This is a genomic window from Sphingobacterium paludis (assembly GCF_004364125.1).
GTDB classification, from domain to species: Bacteria; Bacteroidota; Bacteroidia; order Sphingobacteriales; family Sphingobacteriaceae; genus Sphingobacterium; species Sphingobacterium paludis.
On the sequence record NZ_SNZV01000002.1, the window covers coordinates 441,842 to 466,734 of the forward strand.

General features: G+C 43.0%; 22 protein-coding genes. 8 read left to right on the forward strand and 14 right to left on the reverse strand.

The features are described 5' to 3' along the window. The first annotated feature begins 81 nt into the window (after positions 1-81). The 7 genes from B0I21_RS20350 (at position 82) to B0I21_RS04830 (ending at position 10,688) form a co-directional block, all read left to right on the forward strand. Positions 82-219: a GIY-YIG nuclease family protein gene (locus B0I21_RS20350; protein ID WP_243835949.1), complete on the forward strand. Its 138-nt coding sequence runs from the start codon at positions 82-84 to the stop codon at positions 217-219. A gap of 251 nt (positions 220-470) precedes the next feature. Next, positions 471-1,811 (forward strand): DUF3472 domain-containing protein, encoded by a 1,341-nt coding sequence (locus B0I21_RS04805; protein WP_133639320.1) that lies wholly within the window; start codon positions 471-473, stop codon positions 1,809-1,811. A gap of 193 nt (positions 1,812-2,004) precedes the next feature. Continuing rightward, positions 2,005-5,103, forward strand: coding sequence for a SusC/RagA family TonB-linked outer membrane protein (locus tag B0I21_RS04810; RefSeq protein ID WP_133639321.1), 3,099 nt, complete (start codon positions 2,005-2,007; stop codon positions 5,101-5,103). 14 nt (positions 5,104-5,117) lie between these two features. After that, positions 5,118-6,833: a RagB/SusD family nutrient uptake outer membrane protein gene (locus tag B0I21_RS04815; protein ID WP_133639322.1), complete on the forward strand. Its 1,716-nt coding sequence runs from the start codon at positions 5,118-5,120 to the stop codon at positions 6,831-6,833. A 165-nt stretch (positions 6,834-6,998) separates the two neighbouring features. Further along, complete coding sequence (der, locus tag B0I21_RS04820; protein ID WP_133639323.1) at positions 6,999-8,303, forward strand: ribosome biogenesis GTPase Der; 1,305 nt, start codon at positions 6,999-7,001, stop codon at positions 8,301-8,303. Positions 8,304-8,324: 21 nt separating this feature from the next. Next, positions 8,325-9,797, forward strand: a complete 1,473-nt coding sequence (gene cysS / locus B0I21_RS04825) for a cysteine--tRNA ligase (protein ID WP_133639324.1) — start codon at positions 8,325-8,327, stop codon at positions 9,795-9,797. 24 nt (positions 9,798-9,821) lie between these two features. Then, complete coding sequence (locus B0I21_RS04830; RefSeq protein WP_133639325.1) at positions 9,822-10,688, forward strand: DUF4440 domain-containing protein; 867 nt, start codon at positions 9,822-9,824, stop codon at positions 10,686-10,688. Positions 10,689-11,184: 496 nt separating this feature from the next. Here B0I21_RS04830 and B0I21_RS04835 read toward each other — a convergent pair whose 3' ends face one another. After that, on the reverse strand, positions 11,185-12,573 hold the full coding sequence (locus tag B0I21_RS04835) for a peptidylprolyl isomerase (protein ID WP_133639326.1): 1,389 nt from the start codon (positions 12,571-12,573) through the stop codon (positions 11,185-11,187). A gap of 247 nt (positions 12,574-12,820) precedes the next feature. On the opposite strand from B0I21_RS04835, the gene B0I21_RS04840 reads away from it, so the two are divergent. Beyond that, positions 12,821-13,876, forward strand: coding sequence for a lactonase family protein (locus B0I21_RS04840; RefSeq protein ID WP_133639327.1), 1,056 nt, complete (start codon positions 12,821-12,823; stop codon positions 13,874-13,876). A 74-nt stretch (positions 13,877-13,950) separates the two neighbouring features. On the opposite strand, the gene mnhG is transcribed toward B0I21_RS04840, so the two are convergent. The 13 genes from mnhG to B0I21_RS04890 form a co-directional block, all read right to left on the reverse strand. Next, a complete protein-coding gene (gene mnhG, locus B0I21_RS04845) occupies positions 13,951-14,370 on the reverse strand; it encodes a monovalent cation/H(+) antiporter subunit G (protein WP_133639328.1) in 420 nt (139 codons plus the stop codon). Further along, on the reverse strand, positions 14,363-14,638 hold the full coding sequence (locus B0I21_RS04850) for a monovalent cation/H+ antiporter complex subunit F (RefSeq protein WP_133639329.1): 276 nt from the start codon (positions 14,636-14,638) through the stop codon (positions 14,363-14,365). The genes mnhG and B0I21_RS04850 overlap by 8 nt, the downstream gene beginning before the upstream one ends. Continuing rightward, on the reverse strand, positions 14,635-15,111 hold the full coding sequence (locus B0I21_RS04855; RefSeq protein ID WP_037495361.1) for a Na+/H+ antiporter subunit E: 477 nt from the start codon (positions 15,109-15,111) through the stop codon (positions 14,635-14,637). The genes B0I21_RS04850 and B0I21_RS04855 overlap by 4 nt, the downstream gene beginning before the upstream one ends. A gap of 3 nt (positions 15,112-15,114) precedes the next feature. Beyond that, positions 15,115-16,626: a proton-conducting transporter transmembrane domain-containing protein gene (locus B0I21_RS04860; RefSeq protein WP_133639330.1), complete on the reverse strand. Its 1,512-nt coding sequence runs from the start codon at positions 16,624-16,626 to the stop codon at positions 15,115-15,117. Further along, entirely contained in the window at positions 16,623-16,979 is a 357-nt protein-coding gene (locus B0I21_RS04865; RefSeq protein WP_133639331.1) for a Na+/H+ antiporter subunit C, read from the reverse strand. Before B0I21_RS04865 ends, B0I21_RS04860 begins: the two co-directional genes overlap by 4 nt. 1 nt (position 16,980) lies before the next feature. Next, positions 16,981-17,391 carry a Na+/H+ antiporter subunit B gene (locus B0I21_RS04870; RefSeq protein ID WP_133639332.1) on the reverse strand — a complete coding sequence of 137 codons (411 nt, stop codon included), beginning with the start codon at positions 17,389-17,391 and terminating at the stop codon, positions 16,981-16,983. A 44-nt stretch (positions 17,392-17,435) separates the two neighbouring features. After that, a complete protein-coding gene (locus B0I21_RS04875) occupies positions 17,436-19,745 on the reverse strand; it encodes a putative monovalent cation/H+ antiporter subunit A (RefSeq protein WP_133639333.1) in 2,310 nt (769 codons plus the stop codon). A gap of 314 nt (positions 19,746-20,059) precedes the next feature. Further along, positions 20,060-21,334, reverse strand: a complete 1,275-nt coding sequence (locus B0I21_RS04880; protein WP_133639334.1) for an MFS transporter — start codon at positions 21,332-21,334, stop codon at positions 20,060-20,062. A gap of 748 nt (positions 21,335-22,082) precedes the next feature. After that, positions 22,083-22,220, reverse strand: a complete 138-nt coding sequence (locus tag B0I21_RS20000) for a hypothetical protein (protein WP_166637772.1) — start codon at positions 22,218-22,220, stop codon at positions 22,083-22,085. Between the two features lie 181 nt (positions 22,221-22,401). Continuing rightward, on the reverse strand, positions 22,402-23,064 hold the full coding sequence (locus tag B0I21_RS04885; RefSeq protein ID WP_133639335.1) for a type II CAAX prenyl endopeptidase Rce1 family protein: 663 nt from the start codon (positions 23,062-23,064) through the stop codon (positions 22,402-22,404). Positions 23,065-23,122: 58 nt separating this feature from the next. Next, a complete protein-coding gene (locus B0I21_RS20005; protein WP_166637773.1) occupies positions 23,123-23,290 on the reverse strand; it encodes a hypothetical protein in 168 nt (55 codons plus the stop codon). A gap of 11 nt (positions 23,291-23,301) precedes the next feature. Next, positions 23,302-23,466 (reverse strand): hypothetical protein, encoded by a 165-nt coding sequence (locus tag B0I21_RS20010; protein WP_166637774.1) that lies wholly within the window; start codon positions 23,464-23,466, stop codon positions 23,302-23,304. Positions 23,467-23,603: 137 nt separating this feature from the next. After that, positions 23,604-24,698 (reverse strand): hypothetical protein, encoded by a 1,095-nt coding sequence (locus B0I21_RS04890; RefSeq protein ID WP_133639336.1) that lies wholly within the window; start codon positions 24,696-24,698, stop codon positions 23,604-23,606. Between the last annotated feature and the right edge of the window lie 195 nt (positions 24,699-24,893).

Here is a 24,893-nt window from a genome sequence, read left to right on the forward strand (position 1 = left end):
CTATCCGCCAGTTGGCGGACATCAGTTCGAGTCTGGATTTAAGTTTCGCTAAGCTCTTATTTAGATACCATACTACCAATTATGGCATATACGGTTTATGTAATCTATTCTTTAAATTACGATAAGATCTATATCGGATATGCCCCAGATCTTAATGGACGCCTCTCGTCACATAATGAATTAGGAAGTAAAGGATGGACAATCCGGTTCCGCCCTTGACAACTACGCTATACCGAGGCATATTCGACCAAGCAGGAAGCTATGCGCCGGGAGAAAGAGTTAAAAAGCGCACGAGGAAGACTATTTATTAGGACCTTGGTTAGTAAAGCCTCTAGCGGATTGAGGGGAAAAAACGAATGCATATTCCGATTTCTTAGATTGTATGTAGAAAAATGCGCAATCGTTTGCTTGCCGCTTCCACTTTTTTAGCTCGACAATCTTGTTTAGGTTTACTGAAATAAACTTGAAATATGCGTACCAAAACCTTTTTTAAATTTCTTGCATTATTTAGCATTTTTTTGACCGGATTAATTTCCTGTGCACATGTTACAGAAGATTTAGCAGGAATTCCAGAACGTATAACGGCCACAGATACCAGTTTTTATGACGTGCCATTAGCCGGCAATGCTTTCGTGACGATTAAGCCTTCGGATGCGAATGAGCTTATTACTGAAAATGGCCTCGCCAACTGGACAAACAAGGAAAGCGTCACTAGCGTCTACTTCCGGGTACAGGATTCAGGCAGTGTAAGCTTGAAGCTGCGGGCTAAGGTTGCGCCTGCAAATAATAGTAGTAAAATCAAGATCACCGTTAATGGAAACGCTAGAGAGATTGATCTAGTTGGGTCTGATTTCGAGGACTACGAAATCGGACATTTTACTGTCCCGGCGGGCTATGTAAAAGTTGATATACAAGGAATTTCAAAGACCGGTGGCTATTTTGGAGACGTATCGCATGTATTAGTCGGCGGAGTGGCCCAAGGAAATCTTTTATACGCTGACGACCCTGATTATTACTATTGGGCTAGAAGGGGTCCTTCCTGCCACATCGGGTATAACATCCCAACGCAGGATCCCATTCAGTATTACTATGGAGAGCTCACAGTTCCGACAGGGGAGGACGCCATAGGATCATACTTTATGAGCAACGGTTTCTCGGAAGGTTATTTCGGGATCCAAGTAAATGCTGAAGCGGAACGTCGGATTCTGTTTTCTGTTTGGAGTCCGCATAACACCGATAACCCAGCAGATATCCCCGAACACTTACGGGTGAAACTCAATAAAAAAGGCGCCGATGTCCAGACCGGAGAGTTTGGAAATGAGGGATCTGGAGGACAAAGTTTTTTACGATACAATTGGGTAGCGGGAGCAACGTATAGGTTTCTGCTAAAAGGTCAACCGGATGGCTCAGGTTCTACAGACTATACGGCTTGGATAGACCTTCCAGAAAAGGGTGGATGGTATCTGATAGCCAGCTGGAAAAGACCAGAAACCGATAAAAATCTGTCGGGTTTTCATAGTTTTCTAGAAAATTTTAATCCTAACAACGGACATTTAGGGCGTAAGGTACTTTTCACTAATCGCTGGGTGCGTACCGTTTCCGGAACATGGCTTCCTATACAATCAGCAAAGTTCACCGTTGACGCAACTTACAACGCCAAACAACGTATAGACGCTATCGGAGGTGTAGAAAGCAACCAATTTTACTTACAGAACGGTGGTTTCTTTAATACGATAGTGGAGCCTACCAGCAGCTTTTCCATTCCAAGTCCGCAGATAGCTCCTGTCATAGATTTTGATGCATTGCCTTAAGTGATATTTGGAGAATTCACATTAAAGTGAACAATTTGCACGGTTCCGAAGGAGTTCCTGCGCAAACGATTGTGTGATTTTGTGCAATCGATTTCGTTTCGTGAAGAGTCTTCGATCAGGTTACTTTCCGTTAACTTGGCTCCATAAGATTATGGTAATCTACTAGTTCAACAAAAACCTTAAAAGCATTTTTATGATAAAAAAAACGACAAACCCTTTGTCTGTTTGTAGAAGTTTTCGGCTAGCTTCCCTGGTGGTGCTAGGGGCCGTAGTCCACCAGAACGCCGCGTTCGGAAAGACTACAGCATTCTACGCACATTCATTCTACCAACAAATGGTAACCGGGCGCGTTACAGCGGCATCCGGCCCGGTTGCAGGTGCTACAGTTTCCGTGCAGGGAAAAGCATCTAGTTCTACGGCAACGGATGATCAGGGTAACTTTACGATTGATGCCAAGTTAGGCGATGTTTTGGTATTTAACGCTATAGGCTTCGAGCCGCATACCCAAGTGGTCGATGGAAATTCCATACAAGTTTTATTAACGAACGGTGATCAAGCTTTAGAGGAGGTGATTGTGGTGGGTTACGGCACACAGAAAAAAGAGAGCTTGACTGGAGCGCTGACCTCCGTAAAAGGCGATGAGCTACGCGATATTACGACGCCTTCCGTGGAGAACATGTTAAATGCAAAGGCCCCCGGTGTGTATGTTGCGCCGGGCACCGGACAGCCCGGCTCACGAGGTGCGGTGGTGATACGCGGGCAGGCAACCCTCAGTGGGACAACCAGTCCGCTTTGGGTAATAGATGGGGTGATCATCGGTACATCTCCTGGCGACCTTAATCCTGATGATGTGGAGTCTATGACGGTTCTTAAAGACGCTGCGTCTACGGCGATCTATGGCTCGCAAGGGGCCAATGGCGTTGTTGTGGTAACGACCAAGAATGCAAAGAGTGGAAAAACCACCATCGATGTCTCAACCAAGGTAGGTTTCAATCAACTTACCAACGGTAATCTCGAGATGATGAATGGGGAGGAGCTTTACGACTATTATGCTTCGTTCGCCAATGCAAATACCATTGCCTTTCCCAGATGGAATGCCGATTTACGGAACAGTAATTTTGATTGGTGGAAGGTTGCAACCAAGAACGGATTTACGCAAAACCATAATATAACTTTGCAGGGAGGAACGGAAACTGTCCAATCTTTGCTTTCCATTGGATTGTACGACGAGCAAGGGGCGGTGAGAGGCTATGACTTTACGCGCTACAACGTCCGTTTTCGACAGACCTATAAACCTTTTGATTGGTTAACGGTGAAGCCATCCTTCGTTGGGGCGCGCCGAGGGGTAGAAGATCGAGAATATTCTACAACGGCCATGTACTCCAATTTCCCGTGGGATAGTCCCTTTGATGCGAATGGTAATTTAGTGCCACACCGCTACAGTGGTTGGGTAAACAGCGCAAGTACCAACTACTTGTATGATTTGCAGTGGAATAATTCCACGAATACCAACTACGAGCTCATGGGAAATCTTGATTTTGATGTCAAACTTACCGACTGGCTTACTTTCTCTTCGGTAAATAATTACCGCTACAACAACTATTCCTCCAGCGGTTATATAGACCCGCGCTCTAATGAAGGCGAAAGTGTAAGCGGCCGATTGACGGAGTATCGTACCGAATTTGCGAGACGCTATACGAGTCAGATCTTGCGGGCGAACAAAACCTTCGGTGCCCATGCGCTAAACGGCGTTTTAGTTTACGAATTTAACGACTATAGCGCAAAGGTGTTAGACGTCTATGGAACAGGATTTATTCCAGGTTTTCAGGTATTGGATGTCGTGAACAAGCCCGAGCGCACACGTGGTAAAATTAATGAATGGGCCGTGCAATCGTTGCTATCCAATGTACATTATGCCTACGACAATCGGTATCTGGCGCAAGTTTCCTTTCGTCGCGATGGAGCTTCGAATTTCGGCGACAACGCAAAATATGGAAACTTTTTTTCAGTCAGCGCTGGTTGGAATATGAATAATGAAGAATGGTTTAAGGCCGATTGGGTAGACGCTTTGAAATTGAGGGCGGCATATGGCTCTGTAGGAAATCGGCCTAGTGCATTGTACCCGCAGTACAATCTGTATGCCGTATCTGCTACATCAGGATACAATGGGAATCCCGGTGCGCTTATCAATCAAAAAGGAAACCCGGATCTGACCTGGGAGAAAACGTACACCACAGGTGTGGGGGTTGATGCCTCGCTATTGAATAATCGTGCACGCGTAACACTTGACTACTATATCAAGAACACGGATAACATCCTGTATGAGGTGCCAGTCACAGGAACGGTAGGTATCACCAGCATATGGAGAAACATCGGCGAGATGCGCAATACCGGTTTTGAGCTTGCTATCGGTGGTGACATCATTCGAAACGACGATTGGTTATGGAGTGTAGATCTGAATGTTGGACACAACCGAAACCGACTGACCCAACTGTACCCAACAAAGGATGCGAGTGGCAATTTTGTGGTACGTCCAGTTATTGTAGGAGATGGTTTAGGCATTGCCGGGTCATCACAGCGTATTTTAGAGCCAGGGCTTCCTGTTGATACGTATTACCTAAAAGAATGGGCAGGGGTAAACCCGGAGAACGGTGCGCCGATGTGGTACAAAGTGCAGCGGGACGCCAACGGCAATGAAACATCGCGCGCCACAACGTCTAATTACTCTGAAGCAACATTCGAGAAATTAGGCAATGCTGCCCCAAATATTTTTGGTGGATTTTCAACCGCCCTGCGCTATAAAGCTATCGATTTAAACGCTGTATTCGGTTACTCAATAGGCGGAGAGATTTACAATTATTCTCGGCAGGAGTACGATGCCGACGGAACCTACACGGATCGTAATCAAATGAAGTTGATGCCGGGTTGGAGCCGTTGGGAAAAGGAGGGTGACCACGCGACTCATCCCGTTGCGAAATACAACAACCGGGATGGTGGAAACCAAGCGTCGTCGCGGTTTATCGAAAGTAGTGACTTTTTACGCCTCCGCTCCTTAACGATTGGCTATACTTTTAAGTTAGATCAATATAAGGTCAGAAATCTACGCGTGTATTTTGCCGGGGAGAATTTGTTTGTGCTGACTAAATATTCGGGTGTAGATCCCGAATTGTCTATCAAAGTTGATGAGGAGGCGAGCTTAGGAGAGCCTGTCGAGGCATTGCTCGGATCCACCGGTCCATCCGTTTACCCTGCTACTCGGCGCTTTATGATGGGCCTAAATCTTTCATTCTAAAACTACTGAAAAACATGAAGAAAAAAATATTTTTTGCTATTCTGACCTGTGTTGGCCTCGCTTCCTGCGATATAGATCGTTTGCCTTACGGATCAATGGACTCTGATCGAATAGAGGATGACCCGAATGCGTACATTGAGTCTCTATTGAATGGCACATACGCCCAATTAAAGCTATGGGCAGACCCGATGCACCGATGCGGTGAATATGCCGGTGACAATATGATGATCCGTGGAGCCTCTACCGATGCTTTCTACGAATTTATTTCCTTTTCCCGGACGCCTAATAATGGACGCTTAAACCAATTCTGGAACTATGGATATAAAGCGATCGCACAGGCCTCAAACATCATCAATATGTTCGAAGAGGGACAAAGTGCGGAGTTTGACAATAAATTGGGCGAGTGTTATTACATACGAGGCATGATGTATTTCTATTTAGTTCGCGCCTACGGCAGACCATTCTATCAAAACCCCAACAGCAATTTAGGTGTCCCGATTGTCAATGGTACTCCGGAAGATGTTGTTAATTTGGAGTTGCCCGATCGAGCTACGGTTCAGCAAACCTACGAACAGATTATTGCAGATTTAAGTAAAGCCGAAGAAATGCTTACGCTTGATAATGGTCATATTTATGCATCTAAAGGGGCAGCCCAAGCGCTGCTTTCTCGAGTATATCTTTATATGAGCGGAACCTACACATCCCCGAACACACAGTATGCACAATTAGCTGTGGAATATGCCGATAAGGTGATCAATTCGGGCGATTATGCATTGTTGCCACGCGAACAATTTATGCGTTATAATACCTATACGCCAGAGAACAATGCAGAGACAATTTTTGCGGTGAAGCGGGTAGCATCTGAGTTTTCGGGTACCGATCATTTTTATGGCGTGGGCGGTATGTATGCCAATATTGGGGGAATGGGCTGGGGTGAAATGTATGCAAGTGCAAAATATATTGACCTGCTTAATGAAACGGGGCGTAATGATTGGAGGCCAGAAAAATACAGTATTATAGATGCGCGCGCCGCATTTATCGAGCCGACCTATGCTCGAAATGCGACTACAGGAGCTTACACGGAAGTGTTCCGTTTTATTAAGCAAGACCCTGCCAATGGTTTCAATTATGTACAGGCGCCTATTACGCGCAATGGAAATGTGATCACCTGTCGAGATGGTGATCAAACATACACGCTATCGGTCGTCGATGCTGCGCAAGAGGTATATAGTATCAATTACAGCGATAATAAAACGTATACCGGTGTGCTGGATAACTTTATAACCCTAAATAGGGTATATCCACAGTTTTACATTACCAAAGCATCTCGTGAGGGAGAAGACTCCCATCTGCATTCACCTGTAATCAGCCGTTTGGGGGAGATTTATCTCAACCGGGCAGAGGCTCACGCGAAACTTGGGAACTATGCTGCGGCGCTAACGGATTTGAATGTTATTCGTACACGTTCCATTGTCAACGGTGGCTATACAAATCTAGATGCTTCCAACGCTAGTCTTCGCATCGATAAAGAGCGTCAGTTGGAGTTGGCCTACCAAGCGGAGCGCAGTTACGATGTTTTTCGTAACGGCGGCTCATTGAGACGGGCCTATCCTGGGCCGCAAGTGCAAACCGAAAGCATCTTAGCCACCGATTATCGCGTTATTTACTACATCCCACAAGACGCTATAAATTCGTATCCTGGGACATTAACGCAGAACCCTACGCAGTAGGGTCTAGCTAAGTCTGGCTTATTTAAATGAAACAAGAATGGCTTTGCAACACCGCAAAGCCATTTTTACGGCGGAGCCTAAATAATCAGGTATTTTATTGTAACTTTGTGGGCTTGAATAAAAGCAAGTTGCCGTGAGGTAACGTTTTAAATACCGGATATAGTTATGGCAAATATTGTTGCAATCGTTGGTCGCCCAAATGTGGGTAAGTCCACATTATTTAATCGTTTGACAGAGAGTAGAAAAGCTATCGTAGATGACTTTAGCGGAGTTACTCGTGACCGTCATTACGAATCAGCGGAATGGATTGGAAAGAAATTTACGGTGATAGATACCGGCGGTTTTGTGCATGGCTCGGATGATATCTTTGAAGAGGCCATCCGCGATCAAGTGCATATCGCGATCGAGGAAGCTTCAGTAATTGTATTTATGGTAGATGTCACCACGGGTATTACCGATTTGGACGATGAAATTGCAGACTTATTACGCCGCAGTTCGAAACCCGTATATGTGGTTGCCAATAAGGTTGATCATGCCAAACTTCACCACGACTCGGCCGAGTTTTATGCATTTGGGTTGGGTGAAATTTACAATATTTCATCGGCTACAGGATCCGGAACAGGCGAGTTGCTCGATGCTGTAGTATCTCACTTCCCGGAGCAGGAAGATGAGGAAGAGGAAACACTTCCTAAAATTACCATTGTTGGTCGCCCAAATGTGGGTAAATCATCTCTTACAAATGCCCTTCTTGGCGTGGATCGTAATATCGTTACTGATATCGCTGGTACTACGCGCGACTCTATCCGTATACACTATAATCAGTTTGGACACGAATTTTTGCTGATTGATACCGCAGGACTTCGCCGTAAATCCAAAGTGAATGAGGATATTGAATTTTACTCGGTTATGCGCACCATTAAAGCGTTGGAAGATTCCGACGTTGTTATTTTGATGTTGGATGCTAATGACGGAATTGAAGCACAAGACATCAATATATTCCATCTTGCAGAGAAGAACAAAAAAGGAATTATGATTGTTGTCAACAAATGGGATACGATCGAGAAAGACCACAAAACAACGAAGGAGTTTGAAGCGAAGATTAGAGAGAAAATTGCGCCGTTCACTGATGTTCCGATCGTTTTTACCTCAGTAACGGAAAAACAGCGTATTTTCAAGGTCGTCGAGACGGCCATGGAGATTTACAAAAACAAAACAAAAAAAATCTCGACGTCGAAATTAAACGATGTAATGCTCCAGGTAATTGAAAACTACCCGCCGCCTTCCACAAAAGGAAAATACATCAAAATTAAATACGCAACCCAACTCCCAGGAAGATCGCCAATGTTTGCTTTCTTTTGCAATCTTCCGCAATATATCAAAGATCCCTATAAACGATTTGTTGAAAACAAACTGCGGGATAATTTCGATTTTAAAGGAGTGCCCATTCAGATATTCTTTAGACAAAAATAAGCGGTTTATTTTAGTAAATACATGGAAAACCATCTTGTCCTTTACAATACGTTAACACGAAAAAAAGAGAAGTTTGAACCATTAAATGCGCCTTTCGTTGGCATGTATGTCTGCGGCCCAACTGTGTATAGCGATGTGCATTTGGGGAATTGCCGTACGTTCATCTCTTTTGATCTTATATTCCGATACCTATTGCACCTCGGCTTTAAGGTTCGTTACGTGCGCAATATTACAGATGCCGGACATTTGGAAGGCGATCGCGATGAAGGCGATGATAAGTTTGCAAAGAAAGCGAAGCTGGAGCAACTCGAGCCGATGGAGATCGTGCAGAAGTACACCTTGGGATTCCATGATGTTTTGCGGTTGTTTAATACCCTTCCGCCCAGCATCGAGCCTACGGCTACAGGGCACATTTCCGAACAAATCGAGATGGTCAAAGAAATCATCGCGAATGGGTTTGCATATGAAGCTAATGGAACGGTATATTTCGATGTGGAAAAATATGTCAAGAACCATGACTATACGGTATTGACGAATCGCAAACTCGAGGATCTTTTAAATAATACGCGTGAACTAGGTGGACAAGATGAGAAGCGTGGGCGATTGGATTTTGCGTTGTGGATCAAAGCCAAACCCGAGCATATCATGCGCTGGCCATCGCCGTGGAGCGTTGGTTTTCCAGGATGGCATATTGAATGCTCTGCTATGAGCAGCAAATATTTGGGTGCACAGTTTGATATTCACGGCGGAGGTATGGATTTAGCGGCTACGCACCATACCAACGAAATTGCGCAATCCGAAGCATGTAACCATGTACATCCTGCCAAATATTGGATGCACACCAATATGTTAACGGTAAATGGAGCACGTATGTCAAAATCTGCGGGCAATGGCTTTTTGCCCCATCAACTGTTCACTGGAGAGCATGCCTTGTTAAACCGTGGCTATTCCCCTATGGCCGTGCGCTTCTTTATGATGCAAGCGCATTACAGGAGTACGTTGGATTTCTCGAATGACGCACTAGATGCAGCTGATAAGGGATATAGACGTTTAATGACAGCCATCTCTTTGCTCGATAAGTTGAAGCCAGAAAATGCTGATAAAAGTGATTTTGATATCCAAGGCGTCAAACAACGCTGCTATGATGCGATGAATGACGATTTTAACAGCCCTGTTTTAATTGCAGAGCTATTCGAGGTTGTACGGTTTATCAATGCGGCGTACGATGGAAAGGCAAAGCTTAGTGCGGAACTCCTTTCGGAAATTAAAGCACTAATGAAGAGCTTCGTTCATGACATTTTGGGATTGCATGATGATTCGACTGGTTCAGATGCTGGAAATATGGATGAGCTGATGCAGATTATTATCAACATACGTAATGAGGCAAAATCAAATAAAGACTTTACAACATCCGATCGCATTCGTGAAAAGCTTAGCGCGGCTGGTATCCAACTAAAAGATAGTAAGGATGGCACACTTTGGAATAAGATTTGATTGTAAGACGACAAAAATGTGTACATGAAATTAATCAAAATTTGTTCGTTTGTTTGTGCATGGCTACTGACCCTATCGATGGTTGCGCACGCGCAGCTGCCTGATAAGGTAGGAGGCTTAATACGAGCAGATCGCACAGCGGCAAATATCTCGAAGACGTCGAACCCACATGATGCTTTGATGTCTATCGTGGACAAAGAATCTACCCTGTATGTTCCGTCTCCTGTGAATGCGGTCAACTACCTAAGTAATAGGCCCAATATTCCTGACGTATTAACATGGCAACCCAATTTTGCGTTGGTTTCTAAAAGTTTGGACTGGGGGGTTACTTCGGGGCCTATGGAATTTCAAAAAGTGGGCGCTGTCAAAAGACACGGCCAATACCTTACCGTTTGGCGCAGGGATCGAAAAGGAAATTGGAAAGCGCATCTACGTGCCGAAGTTGAAAATTTTGGTAAAGGGCCAAAGTCTGATTTGGTCTATTATGAACCTGATGATTCTTGGTATTTGAAGCACCGCTCGAAAGTTCGTTTGCAACAACGCGAGGAAGTTGTGACCCAAAGTGATGAACTATTTTCTACTGTTTTGAAAGCCAATAACGAAGCGGCCTTTAAGGAGTTTTTGTCGGATGATATACGTTACTATTACCCTTGGGAGCCAGAAATAGAGGGCAAGAAAAATGTGCTGGCTTTCCTGAAGAAAAAACGTATTGAGATAACCACAGATCCATCCGGCGTGGGACGGGCCTACAGTGGCGAATATGCTTACACATCAGGCACGGCCTCTGTACGCTCAAAGGAGAAAGTGGTGAAATTTAACTATATCCGCATATGGCAGTTGAAGGATGACTATCAATGGCGCGTACTTATCGAAATGATGTTCGAGCGATAAACGCGACGCAACGACATAACAAAAAAGCGCATTCCTTTTTGGAATGCGCTTTTTTGTTATGAAATCTCTAAACCATCCCACCAAGCAGGCGTAGATATTTCGTCACTTTTGTAGATATAGGGATGTCGTGAGGGCCCATGTATAGTTACTTTTTAACGCTGTTGGATATCTTCCGCGCGCTGCGCGATCCACTCCGAACCTTTAAACAATAATTAGCTCGTACTCGTCTCGGATATGCGGTTTTGTTGCAGTTGGATGTCCACTGAATAGCGTCCAGAATTTTCTTTCATGCTGCGTATAAAGGCTTTAAGATTTGATTTCTTTTTTACATGGGTAGGGGGATAAAACTACACACGTAAAGGGCAAGTAAGAAAAGTTGGGCGCATAAAAAAAGACTGAACGCTTTTTTCGTTCAGTCTTTTTTTTATGTTGGCTTAATCCGAATAGAGGCCGTTTGTTTTTGATCCCATTCTACGGTTTAAGATACCGAGCGTTACTATTTTTGCGCTAAGCTTTCGTTAGTCATCCAAAGCTTCAGTTCATCGCAGGTAAGGAAATCGGCATTGATGTCGATAAAAGTATTTTCCTTCCGTGCTTCAAACCATTCACTAAGTTTCCTATTAACTTTATCCTGCTTGGCAGCTTCCTGAATTTTGGCAAAATCTTGCTCTAAGTTAGCTTTGTGCGGCGCCACGCGAGATTTCAAATACATAAATTTATATACCTGACTTCCCATGCGATCTTTAGAAAGGAATGATTTGGAATATTGACCTACTTTCAATGGGTCAATAGCCGTAAACGTTTCCCGATCCAACTTATCCATAGGAATCAAGCTGGAGCGATCTTCTTCATTCACAATCATACCGCCAGTGTATTTCGTGTCGTTATTGTCGGAATAGGTAGACGCGGCCAAGTGAAACCCTAATTTGCCTTGCTCTACCTTATCGTAAATGCTATCCAATTTTGCTTTTGCACGTTCTAGGCTAGATGCTGTTGGTTTTGTCTTTATCAATACGTGGCGTACATTTACTTCTTCGCCCCGGCGTTGTAGAACCTGCAAAAAGTGAAACCCATACATCGTTTCAAATACGGGTGATACTTCGCCCTCTTTAAGTTTGAACGCCATGGCCGAAAACTCTTTCACATAGTTATCCCTTGTCGCGAATCCTAATTCACCACCGTATGGCGCCGATCCATCTTCCGAATAAAGACGAGCTACTGTACCAAAATCAGAACCGTTGACGACCTGTTGACGGTAGCCCTCTGCTTTCTGTTTAAATTGCTCCTTTTCTTCTTTCGTTAGTACAGGATTGATGACAATCTCACCAACTTCCACCTCGGTATTGAAATAGGGCAGGCTATCTTGGTTAAGACCTGTGAAATAACTTTTCACCTCTTGCGGTGTAACATTGATCGTGGTCACGATGTTTTGTTGCATTTTTTGCGCCTTCAACTGTTCGCCGATACTTGGACGCATCTCTTCCTTGTATTGAAGTAAGGAGCGATTTAAGAATTCTTCCAAACGTTCTTTACCGCCCGCCTGCCTTACCATCATTTGCATACGTCTGTTCAAGTTATCATCGACTTCCGCTTCTGACACTTCGATCGAGTCAATAATGGCTTGCTGTGACAATAGTTTTTGCGTAACCAACTGCTGCAACAAATAACATTTCATGTTATCATTTGGCTTTTCACCTTGTGCCAGGTATTGTGCGTACTGCATTTCAATATCGGATTGCAAAATAATGCCAGAACCTACAGTGGCCACAACTCGATCTACCAAACGTTCTTGACCTACCGCATTCTGCAGACAACAGATCGCCATAAGTACTGTTCCTAATAAGTATATGTATTTTTTTGTCATAGAATCTCCGCCTTTACGCATTGCAAAATTATCAGAAATAATGGGAATGTAATGATCCTTTCTTCATAATTTTAAACGCTCACTATCGTATCCAAAGATACGTAAATCTCAGCGCGCTAAATTATTAAAAATGTTAAAAAGTAATTATTCTTTAACCATATTTAACAGCTCGATTGTTCTCCTTATTGTTGTAATAATATGTACCTTGTAACAGTTATTACATGTGGATAATATGAAAACTTTAATTACATTTTTATTTAGTTGTTTTATGCTTCAATCAATTGCGCAGGAAATACCTATGTTTGTCGGAACCTATACCCATAAAGGAAGTCAAGGCATTTATCTATACATGTTTAATACCGAAGATGGTGAAGCGACACTATACTCTGCCACGGCTGCGGAAGATCCCTCCTTTTTAGCAAAATCCAAGGATGGTAAGACACTTTATGCGGTGAAAGAACAAGATCAAAAGAGCGCCGAAGTAGCTGCGTTTACTTTTGATGGTGACATCCTCTCCTTCGTTAACAGCCAGCCTACGCTGGGGTCCTCGCCATGCCATGTTGCCGTGGCGAAAAATCATCCGTTGGCGCTTGTGTCCAACTACGGAGGCGGCTCATTAACTGTTTTTAAGCTTGAGGACAATGGAGCATTGGGTGAGCACATCCAATTGATCCAGCAAGAAGGGCAGGGTCCTGATAAAGAGCGCCAAGAAGCCTCGCACGTGCATTCAGCTTTTTTTAGTGCCGACGAAGAGCACGTTTTCGTACAAAACCTTGGTACCGATCAAATTACGATTTTTCGGGTAGCACAGGAAAAAGGCACGTACCAACTTGTGGAGGAAACTGTTATTTCCACACCAGCCGGAGGAGGCCCCAGACATATCGCATTCGATAAAAAAGAGGAGAACATGTATGTGCTTTTGGAAATGAAGGCGCAGATCGCTCATTACAAAAAGGGAAATAAGACTTGGCAGCTGCTTGATACACTATCCATCAACGACGACGGGTTTACCGGCGAAAATGGCGCTGCTGAGATCAAATTTTCTCCCGATTTTAAATTCCTATATGCCAGTAACCGCGGCGAGGCCAATAGCATTGCTTTGTTTTCTGTCGAAAAATCAGGTACGTTAAAACGCGAAAAGGTATATGCTACGGAGGGAGAAGAGCCCCGTAATTTTAATATCAGTCCTGATGGGCGCTTTTTACTTGTGGCCAATCAGTCAACAGATGATATTACGGTATTCGCGAGAGACCTTAACACCGGTGAGCTTCAAGATACCGGCAAAAAGATTGAGGTTTCCACACCAGTCTGTATCCTTTTTTAATGCCGTAACCTACAGTACGAAAAGCATCTCTTAAGTTGTTTGAACATCATAAGGAGATGCTTTTTTCTTATTTTTTATTCCGTCTCTTCTTCCGATTTCGCGATATTCGGACCTTCATTGGCGGGGTTTTCTGCTTCCTCCTCTTTGCTTTCTAACTCGTGGGTTTCTTTGTTATACATCCCTGCAAGCTCATCTATAACCGTATCTTTCCAAAGCGGTGTTCCTGTGAAGTAAGCAGAACGACCAATCATGTGTGCTGCAATGGGTGCCGTAATGATCAAAAAGAAAATAATGGCAATTGCTTTTGTGGTCACGGAAACGTCGGGAAACATAATGGCGGCACATATTAGCAACAGTCCTACACCCAGTGTAGATGCCTTTACGGTAACCGATAGCCTTAAATAGAAATCGGGCATGCGCAAGATGCCGATGGAAGCAAACAAAATGGACAAGGCACCTATGGAGCTCAGGATCGCTAAAATTATATCAATCATCTTTCTGTTTTTCTATATAGTAAGCAAAAGCAACGGTTCCCAAAAAGGCAATCAGTGCGAGGATGATGGCGACATCCAAGAATACAGCTTGATTGGAACGTATGCTGTACACGGTAATGATCCCGATCCCGGTCGTGATGATCAGATCCAGAGCGATCACGCGATCGACTAAAGAAGGACCTTTGAACAGTCGAATGAAGACCATCATGACGGAGATCGCCAAGATGGGCAGGATCACGTAATCAAAATATGTTTCGAGTGTAATCATCGTAAAATTGCTAATAGTCTTCTTTCCAATCCAGTTTTAGTTTGCCTAACAAAGGTTTCGGGATCAGTGAGGTACATCACATGTATATAGATCGTTTTTTTGTCTTCGCTAATATCTAAGATCAGTGTGCCTGGCGTCAAGGACAACATCGTCGTCAGCAAGTTGATCTCAAAGTCTGTAGAAGCATTCAACGGATATTTCACGATCCCCGGCTTAAAGAAATATTTTGGCGTAACGACGTCAAATGCTACTTGTATATTCGCGCGAAATACTTCGTACAAAAAATAAAAGATAAAACTGATAATCTTGGGAACGCGATAGAAATAACGCTGATCTGTTTCTGTCCTGTTCATAATCCACAGCACAAAGAAGCCAAGCATAAAGCCGAACAAAAAATTCGTGTAATACATGGAGCCCGTTAGTGCTACCCAGATCCCCGAAAGAAGCAAATTCATTAAAAAGTACTTAATCATGTGCTAGTTCGTTTTGTCTCCCAATACCGCTTCGATATAAGAAGAGTTATCTATTAGTTGATTAGAAATTTCATCTGTAACGTTGACGATCGCTTCTGCGTTCAACCCAATGTATAGCGTGATAGCTCCTAGAAAAGCGATAGGTAGGACCATCAGTAACTTTTTGTAAGGTGGCATCGGCGCGAAACGGTCATCAATAAGCTCCTCCTGCGGCGGATTTTTCCAAAATACTTGCGACCACATTTTCGCGATAACAAATAGCGTGATAAAGCTTCCGAACAACAAAGCCCCTGCGAAAAAGTATTGCTGTTGGCTGAAGGCATTCTGAAACAGAAAGATTTTTGGCCAAAAGCCGGAGAGGGGCGGTATGCCTACTAATGAAAAGAGAACGATCGCCACCAGCAGCGATATTTTCGGATAATCCCGGTAAAGACCGCCTAATTTTTCCATATCTAATGTTCCACGTAGCTGGCGAATCAACCCGGCTATCAGAAACATATTGGTCTTCACCATAATATCATGAATCAGATAAAACACCGTACCCATCAGCGCAACTTTGGTAAACATGGCGATACCACCTACCATAAATCCGATATGACAAACGATGAGGTAAGAGAAAAGCCGACGTACGTTGGATTTGATAAGCGCGCCGAAAGCACCTGTTACAATGGTTAATACAGCAATCACCATCAGTAACGTTTTCGTGAAATCATCGGGTATAAAAATAAGGCTCAACACGCGTATCATAGCATAAATACCTACTTTGGTAAGCAACCCGCCGAATGTAGCGGCAACGGCGGATGGTGGTGTATGATAGGAGGAGGGTAGCCAGTAATACAGCGGAAATACAGCAGATTTAATCCCAAACCCGATGATAAAGAAGCAGGATGTGATCCCCACTAACGTCTTGTTTTGTACGGATTGTATTTTCAGGGCAAGGTCTGCCATATTTAAACTACCCGTAATACCGTAAAGAATCCCAATGCCTGTTAGAAAAAACATGGAAGCGAGGATGTTCATGGCCATATACTTTACGGCACCTTCCAGTTGCGCCTTCCTACCGCCCAAAGTCATCAGTACGAACGAAGATATGATGATCACCTCAAAATATACATAAAGATTAAAGATGTCTCCGGTCAAGAAAGCTCCATACAAGCCCATAATCAGGAAGTGAAAGATCGGGAAATAGCCATACAGCATCCGTTGCCTACTCAGACTAACGGAAGAAAATATGGATACAGCCACCCCAGCAAGGGAGGTGAGCAGCACCAACGTCACACTCAAGGTGTCTGCAACAAATACAATTCCGAAAGGTGCATCCCAATTTGCCGCATTCATGGTCAATATTCCATCCGACTGCACCCTGCTGAAAAGTCGGATTGCAACCAGTAAGCTAATAATACTTCCCCCTACACTTAAAAAACGTTGGGTAAGCGTTTTTCGCCAAAACATAAGCTGGGCAATAGCTGTAAACAACTGCACAAAAATAGGAGCCAAAATATGGTTGTCTATCATAAATCTTCTTCTTCGGGGGTATTTAAGTCGTCAAGGTCGTCCGAATCGACCAATGCATAGACGCGTTTCAACAAAACAATAGCAAAAGATGTAAGGGCAAAGCTGATGACGATTGCCGTTAGTATCAACGCTTGTGGAATAGGGTCAGCGTAAATATCCTGAAAGACTTTATACGCTTCATTAATGACAGGCGGCGTACCCTTGGTGATCTTTCCTAAGAGGAAGATAAGGATATTTGTGCCATTACCAAGAAGCATAATTCCTAGGAGTAGTTTTACCATACTCCGGCGCAGGATAAGATACACCCCCGCGGAATACAGTAAACCAATCACAATAACTAAAAGAAGTTCCATATTACTGCTCTAGCGCTATAGTAAATAAAATGGTGAGTACGACACCAATAACAACGAGATAAACACCAAGGTCGAAAAACAATGCGGATCCGATCATGCCGATCACCGGTATAGGCTCTTCGAACCATAGACCCGTCATCGGCGGTAGCCCAAATAACAGGGGTGCAACCACGCTCAACGTCGATATGGCCAATCCAATAGGAATGAGCGAGAGCGGCTTGTATCGTAAAATCTTCATGGTATTCTCGGTGCCATTGGCAAAGCTATGCAAGACAAAAGCAATGGAAGCTACCAATCCACCCACAAATCCTCCTCCAGGGTAGTAATGCCCCCGCAGTAATAGAAAAAAAGAAAATAGAAGCAAAATAGGTAACAGGTACCGGGTTGCTGTTTGTAAAATCGCACTTTTCATAAATGTTCACGTATCATATATATCCATCAACCTGACGGATCTTACTATTCTTTTTCCGATGCTTTTAATCGGAGTCTTATTAAACTGTATACCCCTATGGCAGCGATCGATAGTACCACCGTTTCAAACATGGTATCGATCCCCCGAAAATCTACCAAGATGGTATTCACTACATTTTTTCCCTTCGCCAATAAGTAAGAATTTTCGCCATAGAAGTTGCTAACTTCGGTAGAGTTCGGCTCCTGAAGCACTTTCAGCGCAATCAACGATAAAATAACGCCAAAGCCAAGCGCAACGATTGCATCGCGGATAAGTATCCATCGGCTTGTGATGTTAATAAAGCTGGGCAGCTTGTACAGTACCAGCACAAAAAGTACTGTTGTCAATGTATCGATGGTAAACTGCGTCATCGCAAGATCGGGGGCGCTGTAGAACACAAACATCAAACATATGCAGTACCCAATGACACTGGTCGATACGACAGACGTCAATCGGGAACCCGTTGTTACGATGATGTACAGGGCGCCGAGCAGTATCGCGACGATGCCCACTTCGTACCACGATAAGGGCGTAAGTTCTTCCCAATTGATTTGTATTGGTCCACTTATCCAAAGCTTGTAAGCAAGCAGCAATTCTGCAAAGATGATAATCTTGATATGGTAAGAGCGAAGGTAGCCATTATGAAACGTCTGCGTATACCATGCAGATAAGCGAACGATAGATCTTCCAAGGCGAATGAAAATGCGCTGTGGGGCTATGCTATTAAAGCGTTCCACAGCGGCCAACTTCCGTTCGCTGGGTTTGTTGATCAGATAAACGAGTATTCCGACAGCCAGCGTCGCAATACTTAATAACAATACCGTATTGAAACCGTGCCAGATTTTTAACTTCATGCCTGTTTCTGCTTGGGCAATAGCATTGGCCGCTTGGTTATTGAAAAGATCGCCCACTATTCCGGGGAAAAGTCCAAAGGCTAAACCCAATACACCCAGAAGCAGGGGCGGTATCCACATAGAAGGATAGGGTAGGTGCACCTTTTCAAAAGTAGCAGGGAGTTTGCCGGTAAACGGGGTCAATCCCGCCATAAAACCCGCTGCAACCAAACCGATATTGGTGATGATCGCAAGGCCTGTGAGCCATAGTGCCCAGTTTGCTTCGTAATGAAGCGTGGCTTCATAGATAAGGTCTTTACCGATAAACCCGAAGGTAGAAGGTAGACCCGCGCTGGAAAGGGCCGCCAACAGCGCTGCAATAAATACAGGGAACAATACCTTCCGAAGACCACTTAGCTTGCTGATATCACGGCTGTGTGTTTCGTGGTCAATTATACCGGTGACCATAAACAGGTTGGCTTTATACAAAGCGTGCACGAGGGTAAATACAGCTGCCGCAATGAAGGCTTCCTGCGTGCCCAAGCCAAGAAGGAAGGTTAACATGCCTAGTGCAGAGATGGTTGAGTAGGCCAGGATACCCTTCAGATCTACACGAAACAATGCATGTATAGCTGCGAAAGCCATGGTAAAGCCTCCTACAATAAGCAAGGTGTTATTCCACAGTTCGCTGCCCCCCAATACCGGTGTAAAGCGTGCAAGAAGGTAAATTCCTGCTTTCACCATGGTGGCCGAGTGGAGGTAGGCAGAGACTGGCGTGGGTGCCTTCATGGCTCCGGGAAGCCAAAAATGGAAAGGAAATTGCGCCGATTTTGTAAAGGCTCCGATAAAAATAAGTCCAGCAATCAACGGATAAAGGGGGTGTGCCAGCAAAAAATCATGCTTGTTAAACAATTCGCTGATCACGAAGGTACCTGCAATTTGCCCCATTAAAATTAGTCCTGCGAGCAAGAAAAAACCGCCCAGCCCGGTGATGCTTAGCGCTGTAAGTGCACTGGCACGTGACTCCTTGCTATCATTATTGAAGCCAATAAGGAAAAAGGAACTTATGCTGGTCAGCTCCCAAAATACAAAAAGCGTTAAAATATTGTTGGATAAAACGACGCCTAACATAGCGCTCATAAAAAGCAATAGGTAGGCAAAAAATCGATCGTAGTATACATGCCCCTTCAGATAGGTGCGTGCATAGAAAAATATAGCGGAGCCTATGCCGGTGATCAGCAAAGCGAAAAGGAGCGATAAGCCGTCTAATCGAAAGTCAAGGTTGACTCCCAAACTTGGCACCCAATTCACACCTTGCAACAGATTCGTCCCACCAGCGATGGTTGGAATATGCAGGAGGTAGAATAAAAATAAAAGTACAGGTATCAACGGGAGCAAAAAACTCCATTTTGTCTTAATAAGCTTGCCAAAAGGAATGAGAAGGCTCGATGTTATTAATCCTGTTAAAACAGTAAATAGCATGTAGTCTTAATATTGTAAGTACTGGAAATGTTATAAAAATAACAAAAAAACGGGAGATTTGCGTGTTATTTTTACACTTTCCGAAAATACGAATTCGCTTAGCTGTTTCTAAATACCATAGCATCTTGACGTCAATTTCCGCTTCCGAATGCTGCTTTGTCATCGCAGGAGCTTTGATTTTGACACAGTGCAACACGCCCGTTAACTTCTATTGATAAAGGCTTTGCGTTTCATTAGCATAAACTAATTCAAGTCTTAAGGCATCACTGATTTCCGGGATGCTGTAGCGGTCAAGATCTTGACAGGAATGTGGGTTACACTTCAGAACGTTGTTGCAGGCGCTTTAAATGCTTCGTATATAATACCAATCCCGAAAAGGCGAAAATCAATATTACGGGAAGCACTGTTGTAACCCGAAGCACTTCTGGACCTGCCAGATCCATGGCTTTCGCAAACGCACTTGCTTCTACGGAACCTGGGACTGCTGTACTGTATTCCTGGAGATTTGCGCCTTTGGGCAAATGTCGGATGACTAAACCATCGTAAAAATTACCCATAACAATTGTGTAAACGGACACGGCAAACATACCTGCTCCGCCTAACAAGTTAAGTCCTAGCGCTCCCGATTTAGGAATGTTTTCGGCTACAAAACCAATCATGGTAGGCCAAAAATAACACACACCAATACCAAATATAAGTGCTGCAAAAAAGACGGAGCCTCCGGACAGTGTGCTCAAAAGATACAGTCCAAGGGCTGCAAACACAGCCGAAAAAAGTAAAACCCCCTGCGGGGCCAGTTTTCTCACGATGGGTTTTGCAAAAGCGCGTCCCACCACCATTATCCCTGTCGTTATTGTTAATAGTAAAATAGCGTTGTCTGTCACATTTTTTAGCAAAAGGCTGATCCATTGACCAGTAAATAGCTCTGTTATCGCTGTCATAAACATACAGATGAACATGAACAGAAATAAAGGACTGAAAACGGCTTTGTACATATCTGCACGAGAATAGCCAGAAGATACGCGTTCTGTTACTGGAAATTCGAGCTTTAAAAAGAGGTAGCCATACATCAACGTTGGAATCAACATAACGGCTACCTGAGATTGCCATCCTATACCCAAATTTACAAATAAGGTAACCAAAAGCGTCCCTATGACAATCCCGCCGGGAAACCACAAATGAAAATAATTAAGACGTGTTGTTTTTTCTTCCGGATACAATGCTGCAACCAAAGGGTTACATGCGGCTTCCACTGTTCCGTTAGCAATACCAATCAACAGTGTCGAGAAAAACAAGCTCCAATATCCCTGTGCAAATACTGTTAACACAATTCCCGTTAAATGAAATAGAAAAGCCATGATCAGTAAACGTTTCATGCCGATCATGTCAACAACAAAGCCGCCTACAACTATAGCGAGCGGGAACCCCCAAAATGCAGTTGCGGTAATCGTTCCGAGCTGTGTGGCGTTTAATTGGAAATCGATACCGAGTTGATTCATCATTCCTGCGCGTATTCCAAAGGAAAGCGAAGTGACCAGCAAAGCCAAACAGCTAGCAGTAAAAAGTTTACTTGATTTAATAGTGTTCATAGTTGGCGCGATTAATTTTAAGTGAAATTACAAATTTCAATACATTTTTCACGCTATGATAAATGATTTTAATCGTGTTGTTGAAAAATATTAAACCTAAGCGTGTATCTATAAGCTGTAGATGTTTGTAGAAGGGGAAGCCCATTTCGTATGTTAATGCGCTCATTTCCGACCTACTGCCCTAAAAGTAGGTTTCCACCCAATTGTTTAGCTACGCCAAGCACAAGTGCAGGAATGTTGTAGCGATCGAGATCCAACCAATACTCCGTCTTACTAATGAGTTTGTCCGTCGAGACGTGCAGGCTGTGCGTCGGTTTAAATTGCTCGATAATGGATGTTCGATATTATTCCCCTCGTAGACGATATAGCAACCATGCCAATGGTAAATTGTTGGAGGCATACGTTTGCTGATAATTTGTGGTTAAGCTTTTCCGTCATATTGTTTGTGCATGTCTAGTTCTTCTAATAGATTGAAAAACGGGAGCCGATCCCAGCTCAACGTCTACAAGCTATTCTCTAGTTCATGCATATGCCTGTAGGCTTTAAAACATACTTTTAAAGCCGGCTAGGAAAGCATCAAAATTGTTAATAAAGGCAATTAAAAAGCCTCCTACAACTAATGTGAGAAGGATTAAAGTGGATGTTTTCTTTAACCTGTTATTCGTTTCATTGAATTTCATGACGAAATAGTTAAGCGTACATACAAGTAATTTTTACATGAACACTCGCGATTTTTGTTTCGCGAGTCTCAAAATAGGATGCTTTGAAAGCCATCACGCAAGCCAGAAATAAAGCTGTCAAAATTATCTATCAGGTAGATTCCAACTAAAGCCCAAAGGCAGAAACGATCTAAATCATTCTCGAAATATTTTATCGATTTTTTCATATGTGTGGTTTTTTATTAGTGTTTATAAGTTTATTAAATTAAACAATTTATCTGAAAATGTCAAGCTTTGTTCTGCAATATTATGAGCTGGCCCTTGGTCAATTCGTGTTTGGTTTAATTGAAACGAACAGATCCTTCATGCTTCCTCTCATTATAAGCGCTACCATACTGCAAACAGATGTTATAGTTTCGGGTAAATGGCGATAAAATTTATTAATGCATGGAATAGGAGTGCGTAGAAAAAGCCATGTTTTATGCGCAGGTAAACGGCAAAATATCCCAAAATAATCTGTGGAACTATGTAAATCGGATAGAGAAACCAAATATCTCCGTTTAATGGCGCAAAGTTGCCAATATGAATTAGTCCAAAAAAGATAGCACTAATAGAGCCTAAAAGAACTGTAGGGATATTCTTACGGATATAGCTAGAGGTGTCTTTGCTTCTTAAGAACATAAATACCATGCTGTAGATGCTTGCCGCAGTTATGACTATAAAAACGGATTGCCAGTTAAAGCTGAACAGATCGCGGAGTCGAAAGACAAGGCTGACTACAATAACGGAGATAGAGATTGCTATATGATTTGGCTTTAATGAAAGCCAAAGTCTGAAAATGACTTCTTCAATCAGCGGCACAAAGAGTGCCGACAAAAATATGGCATAAGTCTTATTCCCATTTACGTATTCCTTTAATCTTACTAGGGCGTCCCGTTCGAGTATGCTAGGTAAACCCAAATTACTAACTACATAAAAATTATCTATTGATTTTATCAACGCCATAAGGATAAAGCCAATAGAAAGGAAAAGTAAATAACAATATCCTACCGCTTTTAATTTTTCTTTCACAAAGTTCCTTTTTCTTAAAAAAGTGGGCAATTACTTAATAATGCCCACTATAGACGAATTAAGACATGAACAGAAGAGCCATACCTATTATGGCGATTCCTTTTCTGATTCCGTTCCCGATACTATTTCCTAGTTCGTAAGCTTCAGGGTATCTCACTCCACCGTCGAAATTCAATAACTCCGCCTGCGTTAATTCTTCAAAGTTCAAACTTTCTGTATTTTTCATATCAATAATAATTAAGCTAAAAGACCATCAAAAAAACCCTTCCATATATCTTGCCAAACGCGGATCGTTTCAACTGAAACTCTCCCGCTATTTTGATTCCATCCACCATCGATTTCAACCATTTCATCAGTTTTCAATTCCTGAACCCCAAATTTTTCCAAATCTACCCTGTTCATCTTTCAGTGTTTTTAATTTTAGCTCCTACTCTCTTAAAGCTTTTCGGATTCCGCTTTTGTTGATCAACACTACTAAATTACTTTCGCTCACTCTACAAAAACAGTAGTGAACAAAAACCTTAAGAATATTTTTTGACCTACTGCATCAAGATTAAATTTTCACTAAGTTGTTTGGCTATGCCGGGCGCTAGTGCAGGAATATTGTAGCGATCTAGGTCTAACCAATATTTGTCTTTGTAATTGCTTTTTTCTTCTAGAAATACGCTTTTGGTAAATAAATTTTTCATTGAAACTACCTCCCCTTTACTTAGATAGCTTCTTTCCAGAACGAACAGTTCTGAAAGGGCTTCAGCAGGTATGAATTTTGCATTTCTTTTTACTGCTCCTACAGTAACCTCAGTCTTGCTAATGAGTTTGTCCATCGAAATGTGCAAGCTATGGGTTGGTTTAAATTGCTCAATAATGGATGTTCGATATTGTTCCCCTCGTAGACTCAAGAACCTCCTGGAAACTTTGGTCCCTCTCGCAACCTTTTCCAAATGGGAATAGATGGTGCCCGCATTAGTCTTTCGGACCGAACCCATATTAATTCCGTCGCGTTCGATGAGTTGGATGTTATCACGTTCTATGATCTTAAACCCTTTGGGTAAATCTTTCGAACTGGCGTACTTGTACAATGCAACTAGACTGGGTGGATCAGTAAATAATTTCCCGAAAGTTTCCATAAGAGCTTGAACAGCCTTCTTGTTAGTATATACGCGGTAACCGATAATTCGACGATAGATTTTCTCTTCCTTCTCTGTTAATGGAAGGTAATGTTCGACTATTCCATCGACAAAATACTTACTGCTACCATTAAAGGTTTCGTAACTCCGAAAGTACGTTCTTAAGCACACATAATCAGATTTACTTTTATTATTTATCTCGACATCAGCGATTTTTATTTCTCGAGGATGCAGTTTGATTACCGATGATGTTTTGAAAGTAGAGAAATGCAATATCCTACTTTCATACCCAATATGCTGAATCGATATCGAGTCAATTTTGCTATTGTTTAATGCATCCAAATGAATTACTCCATCTTCATCTGAAGCACCTAACAAATTGCCGTCGCCGCTATAGATATTTGCGCCAACGATATTTTCATTGGTTAGGCTATCATGTAGCCTAGTTTGCCCGTGAAGTGCAGATACGAGCGCTATAAAAATCAGCGTAGCAATTGGTCTTTTCATGCTTGATTTTACTTCAGTATGTATCCCACTAGTCGACCGCAACATTCTGCCAGCTCTCCTAAAACCATTATAGTGAACGATACAGTAAATATGCCTTTGGCAAATTCCTGGAGGCGTTCCCTTTCAGGTATAAATGTTATTAAGTTTTTTCGTCATATAGTGTCGATAGTTTATTTTTCAGCATATGCATTTAGG